Origin of the sequence: Candidatus Neptunochlamydia vexilliferae (genome assembly GCF_015356785.1) — a bacterium.
Taxonomy (GTDB): domain Bacteria; phylum Chlamydiota; class Chlamydiia; order Chlamydiales; family Simkaniaceae; genus Neptunichlamydia; species Neptunichlamydia vexilliferae.
The window spans coordinates 1-9570 of record NZ_JAAEJV010000062.1 but is presented as its reverse complement, the minus strand read 5'-3'; the positions used below and the strand labels follow the sequence as shown (position 1 = coordinate 9570).

Genomic DNA, 9570 nt, shown 5'->3' with positions numbered 1-9570 from the left:
GAACCCTAGATTCATCTCACTGTAGAGATGGTCTCTTCTCTTTGAGAGACAACTTGTTGTGACAGCTTCTTGTCACAATGCGAAAAGGTGAACAAGGCCAAAAAAATCTTTCGGTTTCTCGATCTCTAAACGACTGAATGCCCACTACTACCTGTCTATAGCTTAGTAAAGGAACCTCTGATTACACCTAGACGAGGTATATTTATCAACAGCTAATTTCAAGGAGGAAGAAGGAGCTCCGCCCCTGGCTTGAGGGTGTCACTTTCGAGCTGGTTTAGCTCACGAATTGTTTCGACCTTGACCTTAAATTTGCGAGAGATCTTCCAGAGGTTGTCCCCCTGCTGGACGGTGTAGTGGCGGGGCGAGGCTTCAAGGGGCTTTCCGGCGAGGGCATGGACCGCGTCAGAGCGGAGACCAGTGGCCACTTCGGCAAGAAAATCTTCTACCTCGGGGGTCTTTTCGGTGAGGAGGCTGAGAAGCTTTTCCATTTGGGAGTCGGTGAGCTGCTTTAGGGCAAAATCTCTTTCGACGAGGATCAGAAGGTAGGCTGCAAGTTGGGACCCCTTTTCGATCCGGGGAAGGAGGAAAACGGGCAGGTCAGCAACTGTCGTGGCATCCAAACTCCCCTTTATAATGAGGTCAAAGAGGGCATTGTCCGAAAGGGCGTAAGGAAGCCTTTTGAGCGCTCTTTGAATGAGGAAATATTCGGTCGTGCAGGACAGGGCGTCTTGGAGGCTCCGGGGAACCTCTTCTCTTCGGGAAATTTCTTGTAAGAGCCCTTCGGCGGTCAGGGGCCACACCTCCACCCGCGCAAAACGGCGGATCCCCTCAAGGCAGTCAGCTCTTAAGCCGGGATAGAGAATGAAGGGCGCTCCTTGAAAAAGGGTTTCTCGCTTTTCGATCGGGGCACCGGCAAGAGCCCGCTCGATATCGAAGTGATGGAAATGGGCCAAGGCCGCTAGGGCTAGGTCACACCGCCTCTGCCCCTCCTCCACATGGGTCTCGTCATAAAGTTCGCGGACCAGCTGGTCATAGGACATCGCGGCAAACTCAGCGAGAACGGCCTGGTTTTTCAAATAGGTTTTTTTAACGGTTTCGTGGGCAGCTGTGGGAAGGACGATCCCTTTCCGCTCCTTTAAAACAAAGGTGACAAAGGTAGCGATCAGAGCAAAGTTTAAGGTGCCACTAATAATGAGCGCGTGGATGAGCATCCGTGAGCGGCGGGCAAGAATTTTTTCGAAGGAGGGGTTATCCATACAACCAAAATAAATTTTCTTGGTGATCCAATCAAGAGAATTTGTTATAGTTATCCGAAAAAGGACAATAAAATGCGTGTTCCCCTCTCTTGGTTAAAAGACTATGTAAAATTGGATCTATCAAACGAAGCCCTTGCTGAAGTGCTCACCTTGGCAGGACTTGAAGTGGACAAGGTTGAACCGACCCCCTTCCCCTTTAAAGGGGTGATTGTGGCGGAGGTTAAAGAAGCCGCCCCCCATCCCAATGCCGACAAACTGAAGGTCGCCCAGGTCTTCGATGGGACCGAAACGGTCCAGGTTGTATGCGGCGCTGCAAACTGTCGTGCAGGAATGAAGGTGGCCCTTGCTACTGTCGGCGCAACCTTAACCAACAAGGAAGGGAGCACCTTTAAGATTAAAAAGTCAAAACTTCGCGATGTTGCGTCGCATGGAATGCTCTGCGCCGAAGATGAGCTAGGCTTTACAGAAGAGAGTAGCGGCATTATGGAGCTGTCTGATGCAGCCGCGGTGGGAACTGATCTAACCGAACTTTTTGGCGATGTCATTTTTGAGGTTTCGCTCACCCCAAACTTAGGCCACTGCATGAGTCTTTTAGGGATTGCCCGCGAAGTCGCAGCCCTTCTCGACCAAAAGGCAATCCCTCCTAAAATCACGCTCGACGAAGGGGGCGCTGCTGGCATTGAAGTGGAGATTAAAGAACCTGAAAACTGTTACCGCTATGGCTGCCGCTGGATCACCGGAGTCAAGGTGGGCCCTTCTCCCGATTGGATGAAAACCCGCCTCGAAAATGCGGGGATCCGAAGCATCAATAATGTCGTCGATGTAACCAATTACGTCATGCTTGAGATGGGACAACCGCTCCATGCTTTTGATGGGAAAAAAATCCGGGACCAAAAAATCTCGGTTCAGTCAACCGAAAGCTCTATCCCTTTTGAAACTCTGGATGGGGAAAAACGGACCATCCCGCCAGGAATTTTAATGATCCATGATGGCAAGGGACCGGTAGCTGTTGCAGGTGTCATGGGAGGCGCCAACTCAGAGGTAAGTGAGACAACTACTGAAGTGATTTTGGAAGCGGCTCATTTTAACCCCTCAGCAGTCCGCAAAGGGGCTAAAATGCTCGGTCTTCGTAGCGAATCGTCCGCCCGTTTTGAACGGGGTGTCGATTTTGAACGGGTGACCGCTGCTCTCGATCGAGCAGCGAGTTTACTAGGAGGAACGGTTTCTCAAATCGTCGACTCTGTCTCTAAAGAGCGAAAAAGAAAAACAGTCAAAGTGCGCTTAAGCCGCGTCAACGCTCTTCTCGGAACAGAGCTGAGCTTAGCCGAAGTGGAGTCCTTTTTAAAGCGGCTTGAAATGACGGTCAAAACGGAAGAGGAAACGTGCCACGTCACTGTACCCACATATCGAAACGACATTACCGAAGAGATCGATCTGATCGAAGAAGTGGCCCGAATCTACGGTTACAACAACATCGAAAAACAGGAACCACGTGTTGTTAATTCTTCCCTTCCCCATGCTCCCATTTATCTGATGAAAAAAGAGGTGCGGGAAAGACTCATTGGCGCCGGCCTCCAGGAGTTTTTAACGTGCGACTTGATCAGCTCTGAACTGTCTAACCTTTGTTTAGAAAAACAGCTGGGAGAAAAAGAGGAAATTCACGTCTTAAAACCGAGCTCGGTCGACCAGTCGATTTTGCGCATGTCCCTTCTTCCAGGAATGCTCCAAGCGGTCAAACACAACTTCGACCGAAAAAATCACAACCTTTCTGCTTTTGAAGTCGGGCGGATCCACTTTAAAGAAGGGAAAGGGTTTCAAGAACGTTTAACAGCCGCCATTCTTTTAACAGGAAAGCGGACCCCTCACCACTTTGAGAGTAAACCAGGAGCGGTCGACTTCTTCGATCTGAAGGGAATTTTGGAAAACCTTTTAACCGCTTTTGATGTGAAAGGGGCACAGTTTGAGCCTTCAAGACTCAAAAGCTTTCACCCCGGCAAGCAAGCGACCCTCTCAATCGGCGATTTGCGCCTCGGAGTTTTAGGAGAGGTCCACCCGAGCCGCTTAGAACGACTCGGCATCGAAGAACGGATTTTCTTTGCCCAGATCGACCTCCACGACTTGATAGAGGTGCGGGGCAAAGAAAAGAAGATGACTCCCCTCCCTCAATTCCCTGGATCGGAACGGGATTGGACGGTGACGGTGCAACATGATGTCCCGATGGGCTCTTTTTCCAACGTCTTAAAAGCGTTCCCTTCCAAACTCTTGAAAGAGTTTTATCTTCTCGACCTTTACGAAAGTGAAAAAATTGGGAAAGACCGAAAAAATGTCACCTTCCGTTTTGTCTATCGAAACGATCGGCAAACCATTGAGCAACCTCAAGTTGACAAAGAACATGAACGGATGATCCGGTTCGTCAATGAAAGAATGGGTGATTTTATTTTCCAAGTCTGATAGGTTTGGAGGAAAAGCAATCTAACGAGGTTAACGATGAAACGTCTCTTACTTCTCGCATCTTCTGGTCTACTGATGTTTGGCTGCCAAAACTCAAGCAAAGATCAAAACGAAAACGTTGTCTCTAAGCGCTATATCCATAAGTATGGGTATGACGTTTCAAAAGAGGAATGGGAGTCGACTGGCTATCCCGGTCAAGTGATCACCACCCTTCGAAATGGAGTGACCGTCACCTCTTCCTACGAAGATGGAAGACTCCATGGGCCTACAACCTATACCTACCCCCACTCCAATACCAACGAGTCAGAGAGCATCTACGAGCGGGGAAACCTCGTCAAGAAAACCTCTTATGACATCCGCGGCATCCCGCAGAAAGAAGAGGTTTTCCTCTCCCCTTCCCATGTCAAGCTCACCAAGTGGTTCCAAAGTGGAACTCCCATGAGCGTTGAGGAGTATCATAACGAAGAGCTCCTTGAGGGAGAGTACTATAACAAGCGGAATGAAGCCGAACACCGTGTCATCAAAGGAACGGGAACCCGGACCATCCGCGATGAGCATGAAAATGTGATCCTCCAAGAGAAGATGGAAGGAGGATTCACCGTCCTTCGAGAAACCTTCCACCCCCATGGCATTCCCCATACAGTCCTTCCCCTTTCTGGCGGACTCGTCCATGGAGAAAAGAAGGTCTTTGCCCCTTCTGGCGAGCCGATTTCGGTCGAAACCTATGAGCGGGACCTTCTCCATGGCCGAGCCACCTACTACCAAAATGGGTGCCGCTACCTGGAAATCAACTACTACCAGGGCCGGAAAGATGGCACCGAGCGTCACTTCGTTGATGGAGAGACCGTTGTCGAAGAAACCGAGTGGATGGATGGGCAAAAGCATGGCCCTTCGATCGTCTTCTTCGATGGAATGTCTCGGACCCGCTACTACTATAACGATCAACTCGTTACGAAAGAAAAGTACCGGGAACTCTACGAGATGGAAGAAAACATCGCGATTATGAATGACCGTGCTCTCCACCGCGATTAAAACTCCTTCTATTGCAGCCCTCTTTCAAGTTGAAAGAGGGCTCATTACCCGTATCACCCTTTCCCTTGCCAAAACATTCCATTATGAAACCAACGGTCTCCATGATGAGATCGACGCTTGGATAAGCGCCTATCTTAACAGGGAAAAAGGGCCGGAACTTCCCCTCGATTTTTCCTCTCTCACCCCTTTTACCATCAAAGGATTGCAAGCAATTCGCTCAGTTCCGATTGGAGAGGTGGCAAGCTATGGGGAAATTGCTGCCCTTGCGGGGTCAGCAAAAGGTGCCCGGGCAATCGGCAATGTTTGCAATAAAAACCCCTTTCCCCTCGTCATTCCCTGCCACCGGATCATCCAAGGTGACGGGACAATTGGTGGTTTTGCCTACTCCCTTAAGCTTAAGCAAGCTCTCCTCGACTTCGAATCAGAATAATCCAGTTGGCACGCTTTTTGCATGTATAACATGTGAAGGAGGCCCACTGTGGAAGAAGAAAAACTACTTAAAAAGATCGCCAAACTCGAGTCAATGTGCGATCAACTGCAAGCAGAAATGCGCTACCTTGACCAGCTCCTTGTCGAAGTGGGGTTTGAGGAAGGATTGAAGACCCTAAAGTCTGCAGCTCTAGAGCTTATTGACAAGAAGAAGCATCCTGACGAAGGGTAGTGCTCCGTCACAGGAAGACTTTAAGACAGTTTGCGCCTAGATATTTGGTTCTGGCGTTCTCGAAAGGTCGAGAACATTGTCCAACAGACAAGGCGAGACTTTGAGGTGAGGCCAGAGCCAAAAAGATAGGTCAAATTGAGCTGAAGTCTCCCTATGACGGAGCACAAATCTTTTCTTCGTGAGGTAGCTTTCGGAAGGGCTTGGGGTGTGCAGTCGGCGTAAAGGGACGTCTCCGAGGAGCTTCAATGCAAGCATCGGTGCAACACCCTTTCATCTTTTCTGCGCAATCTAGACAACTCAAAAAGAGATCGTTACAGTCCATATTGGCACAGTTATAGTAGGTATCGATCTTGGTGCCACAATGTTTACAGCTGCTGATCACCTCATTTTCCTCATCGGCAATCGGGACCACGAGACGATCATCAAAGACAAAGAGGTTCCCTTTCCAGTGTTTGTTCCCCTGCTCCTGTCCATATTTGATCACTCCACCATCGAGCTGATAGACTTCTTCAAACCCTTGCTCCTTAAAGAGACACGAGTAGAGCTCACACCGGATCCCTCCCGTGCAGTACATCATCACCTTGGTTTTCTTGGGATCGCGCTCTTTGCTCATCTCTTCAACATACTTGGGAAATTCGCGGAAGGTTTCGAAGGTGGGCTTTTCAGTCCCTTCAAAGTGGCCCACTTCCCACTCATAGTCGTTCCGGACATCGAGGATCACCGTATCTTCATCCCGCTCTTCGATCATTTTGGCCCACTCGGCGCTCGAGAGATGGGTCCCTCCCTGAGAAAGGTCGTAGTCCTTATCCATCGCCGCAAGCTGTTCCCGGTACTTGACCGTCAGCTTAGCAAAGGCATGTTCCTGGTAGCGCTGCACTTTGACCTCGGTATTTGGGTAATCTTTTAGGAGCCAATCGGAAAAAGGGGTAAGGTTTTCTTTGAAAAGGCTCATCTGAGCGTTGATCCCCTTTTTATTGATGTAGATCCGCCCTTTGCCATCGAGGGTTTCCAAAAACTTTTTCCACCTTTTGATCTCTCGGCGGGGCTCTTCAATCGGCTTTAAAATATAAAATGCAATAACTTCGTAATCCATAATGGGCTAAGTTTAGCCAAAAAACAAAATTTAGACAAGTGGGTCTTGCCTAAAATTTGTCATTTGCAGTATGATTGTGGTCTTACGTGTTATAAGGAGAAATGAATGTCACGTTATACTGGTCCGAAAAACCGCATCGCTCGTCGCTTTGGCGTTAACATCTTTGGGCGTCTGCGCAACCCATTACTACATAAGCCGAATCCCCCTGGTATGCATGGGGCAAAAAGACGGAAAAAGTCTGACTTTGGAATCCAGCTTGAGGAAAAGCAAAAACTCAAAGCTGTCTACGGAATGCTGACCGATAAGCAGGTCCTCCGCTACTACCACGAAGCGGTCAAAAAGCAGGGAAATGCTGCTCACCTCCTCCTTCAAAGACTCGAGTGTCGCCTTGATAACATTGTCTATAGACTCAAGTTCGGCTCCACCATTTTCCAAGCGCAACAACTCGTTGCCCATGGCCACATCCTCGTCAACGGAAAAAAAGTGGACATCCGCTCCTTTGAAGTGAAACCTGGAATGACCATCTCGATCAAAGAAAAGTCACAAAAGATCAAGGGACTCAAAGAAGCGATCGAAAACAGCTCGATCACTGTCCCCGAATACCTTTCTCTTGATGAGAAGAAATTTTCTGGGGAGCTCCTCTCTGTCCCTGAAGCGGATCAGATTGTCCTTCCCCTACCGATTAACATTGCCCTCGTGTGCGAATTCTTAGCACACACCCACTAAAATGGAAGGGGCCCTTTTAATTGGCGCGCACACCTCCATGGCAGGAGGTGTGCACAATGCTCTTATTCGTGGCCAAGAAATCGGTGCCACCACCGTCCAAATCTTCACCAGCAACCAAAAACAGTGGAATGGCCGCGTCTTTACCTCCGATGACCTCCTCCTCTGGCGAGAAGCGCTCGAGTCAACAGGAATCCGCGAGGTGATGAGCCACGACAGCTACCTGATCAATCTCGGCTCCAACAAAGAAGAGCTCCTCCTCAAAAGCCGCAACGCCTTTCGAAAGGAGATCGAGCGGTGTCTAGAGCTTGGCCTCACCTATATGAACTTCCATCCCGGCGCCGCCACAGGCGATACCGACGAAAACTGTTTAAACCGGATCGTCGACAGCCTCCTTGAACTTGAAGATCTGATGGAAAACCACTCTTTACGCCTCCTCATTGAAGCCACCGCCGGCCAAGGGAGCACGATGGGTTACCGCTTTGAGCATCTCGGCTACATCATCGACCGCGTCAAAGACAAAGTACCAATCGGCGTCTGTATCGACACCTGCCATATCTTTGCCGCTGGCTACGACATCCGCGATGAAGCGGGCTGGAACAAAACATTAGAAGCATTTGATCACACTGTGGGGCTAGAACACCTCTATGCTCTCCATGTCAACGACTCCCTCCAACCACTTGGCTCACGGAAAGATCGCCACGCGAACCTCGGTAAAGGAGAGATCGGCATCAAATGTTTTGAGGTGATGATGACCCACCCCAAACTCCGTCATCTCCCCAAATATTTAGAAACCCCCAATGGCGATAAGATGTGGAAAGATGAAATCGCCCTCCTTAGAAGCTACGCTAAAGTCCCGAAAAAAAGTTAAATCGATCTTAAACGCCGATGAGTCGATCATCGGGCAGACCCTCCTCGTCTGTGGTTGGGTTCGCACCGTCCGCGACCAAAAAAGTTTTGCCTTTATCGAGCTGACCGATGGCTCCTCCTTTGCGAATTTTCAGATCATTGCCGAACCTTCGATGATCGAAAGACTTTCCACAGGCGCAGCGATCGCCGTCCAAGGAGAAATCGTCAAAAGTCCCGGGGGCAAGCAAAAGTATGAGATGCAAGCCAAAGAGCTCCGCCTCCTCGGCACCAGCCCCAGCGATTATCCCCTCCAAAAAAAGCGGCATTCCTTTGACTTCCTCCGCACCATTGCCCATCTCCGCCCCCGCACCAACACCCAAGGAGCCGTCGCCCGCGTCCGGAGCCGCCTTGCCTACGCCACCCACCGCTTCTTTCAAGAGCGGGGCTTCTTCTATCTCCAGTCCTCCATCATCACCGGGAATGACTGCGAAGGAGCAGGTGAAATGTTCCAAGTGACTACTCTTAACCTCGATAACCCTCCCAAAACAGAAGAGGGAACCCTCGACACCTCCAAAGACTTCTTCTCCAAACCCACCTTCCTCACCGTCTCCGGCCAGCTCAACGCCGAGGCCTACGCCTCAGCCCTCTCCGATGTCTACACCTTTGGCCCCACCTTCCGCGCCGAAAACTCCCACACCTCCCGCCATCTCGCCGAGTTCTGGATGATCGAGCCAGAGCTCGCTTTCGCCGACCTTCCGATGATCGCCGATCTCGCCGAAGACTACCTCAAAGCGCTCATCACCGATGTCCTCGAAAACTGCGCCGAAGATCTCGCCTTCTTCAACCAATTTATTGAAAAAGGGCTATTGAGCCGCCTCACCCACGTCCAAAACTCCCCCTTTGTCCGGATGACCTACACCGAAGCGATCGCCATCCTCGAAAAGTCAGGTCGCTCCTTCGAATACCCCATCAAGTGGGGCGCCGACCTCCAATCGGAGCACGAGCGCTACCTCTCCGAAGAGCATTGCAAAGGACCCCTCATCCTCACCGACTACCCCAAAGAGATCAAAGCCTTTTACATGCGCGATAACGACGATGGGAAAACCGTTGCCGCCCTCGACGTCCTCGTCCCCCGCGTCGGCGAAATTATCGGCGGCTCCCAAAGAGAAGAGCGGCATGATCGTCTCAAAGAAAAAATTGTCAGCCATGACCTTCCCCTCGAAGAGTACCAGTGGTATCTCGACCTCCGAAAATATGGCTCTGTCCCACACGGAGGCTTTGGCCTGGGTTTTGAGCGACTTGTGCAGTTCATTACCGGCATCGAGAATATCCGCGATGCGATTGCCTTCCCTCGCGTTCCTGGTAATTGCAGTTTTTAACTCTTTCTTTAAAATCAGCTCTTGGGTTTGACATCCTCCTCTCCCTAAAGGAAGAGGATTCCCAGGTTGTCTAAATACACCCTAGGAGCAGGCTCTTATCGCTAATCCCTGCTGGTTCCTGCTTCA

General features: G+C 50.3%; 9 protein-coding genes. 7 read left to right on the top strand and 2 right to left on the bottom strand.

Translation table 11 applies throughout. The annotated features are described in order from the left end of the window. Positions 1 to 218 precede the first annotated feature (218 nt). Positions 219 to 1256: a LysM peptidoglycan-binding domain-containing protein gene (locus NEPTK9_RS08160; RefSeq protein ID WP_194848342.1), complete on the bottom strand. Its 1038-nt coding sequence runs from the start codon at positions 1254 to 1256 to the stop codon at positions 219 to 221. Positions 1257 to 1328: 72 nt separating this feature from the next. On the opposite strand from NEPTK9_RS08160, the gene pheT reads away from it, so the two are divergent. Genes pheT through NEPTK9_RS08140 form a run of 4 tightly spaced genes read left to right on the top strand, consistent with a single transcriptional unit; the run spans position 1329 to position 5400 of the window. Next, positions 1329 to 3707, top strand: coding sequence for a phenylalanine--tRNA ligase subunit beta (gene pheT, locus NEPTK9_RS08155; RefSeq protein WP_194848341.1), 2379 nt, complete (start codon positions 1329 to 1331; stop codon positions 3705 to 3707). Between the two features lie 36 nt (positions 3708 to 3743). After that, positions 3744 to 4739, top strand: a complete 996-nt coding sequence (locus NEPTK9_RS08150) for a toxin-antitoxin system YwqK family antitoxin (protein ID WP_194848340.1) — start codon at positions 3744 to 3746, stop codon at positions 4737 to 4739. Further along, positions 4714 to 5169: a methylated-DNA--[protein]-cysteine S-methyltransferase gene (locus NEPTK9_RS08145; protein WP_194848339.1), complete on the top strand. Its 456-nt coding sequence runs from the start codon at positions 4714 to 4716 to the stop codon at positions 5167 to 5169. Before NEPTK9_RS08150 ends, NEPTK9_RS08145 begins: the two co-directional genes overlap by 26 nt. Positions 5170 to 5217: 48 nt before the next feature. Continuing rightward, a complete protein-coding gene (locus NEPTK9_RS08140) occupies positions 5218 to 5400 on the top strand; it encodes a hypothetical protein (RefSeq protein ID WP_194848338.1) in 183 nt (60 codons plus the stop codon). Between the two features lie 151 nt (positions 5401 to 5551). Here NEPTK9_RS08140 and trhO read toward each other — a convergent pair whose 3' ends face one another. Then, complete coding sequence (gene trhO / locus NEPTK9_RS08135; protein ID WP_194848337.1) at positions 5552 to 6493, bottom strand: oxygen-dependent tRNA uridine(34) hydroxylase TrhO; 942 nt, start codon at positions 6491 to 6493, stop codon at positions 5552 to 5554. A 105-nt stretch (positions 6494 to 6598) separates the two neighbouring features. Here trhO and rpsD point away from each other — a divergent pair, with 105 nt between their 5' ends. From rpsD to asnS, 3 genes are read left to right on the top strand one after another with little or no spacing between them, the layout of a single operon-like run. Further along, positions 6599 to 7219 (top strand): 30S ribosomal protein S4, encoded by a 621-nt coding sequence (gene rpsD / locus NEPTK9_RS08130; protein ID WP_194848336.1) that lies wholly within the window; start codon positions 6599 to 6601, stop codon positions 7217 to 7219. A gap of 37 nt (positions 7220 to 7256) precedes the next feature. Beyond that, the gene (locus NEPTK9_RS08125) at positions 7257 to 8087 is read left to right on the top strand and encodes a deoxyribonuclease IV (protein ID WP_267239252.1); all 831 of its coding nucleotides are present in this window, start codon (positions 7257 to 7259) and stop codon (positions 8085 to 8087) included. Next, the gene (asnS, locus tag NEPTK9_RS08120) at positions 8038 to 9444 is read left to right on the top strand and encodes an asparagine--tRNA ligase (protein ID WP_194848334.1); all 1407 of its coding nucleotides are present in this window, start codon (positions 8038 to 8040) and stop codon (positions 9442 to 9444) included. The genes NEPTK9_RS08125 and asnS overlap by 50 nt, the downstream gene beginning before the upstream one ends. Positions 9445 to 9570 lie beyond the last annotated feature (126 nt).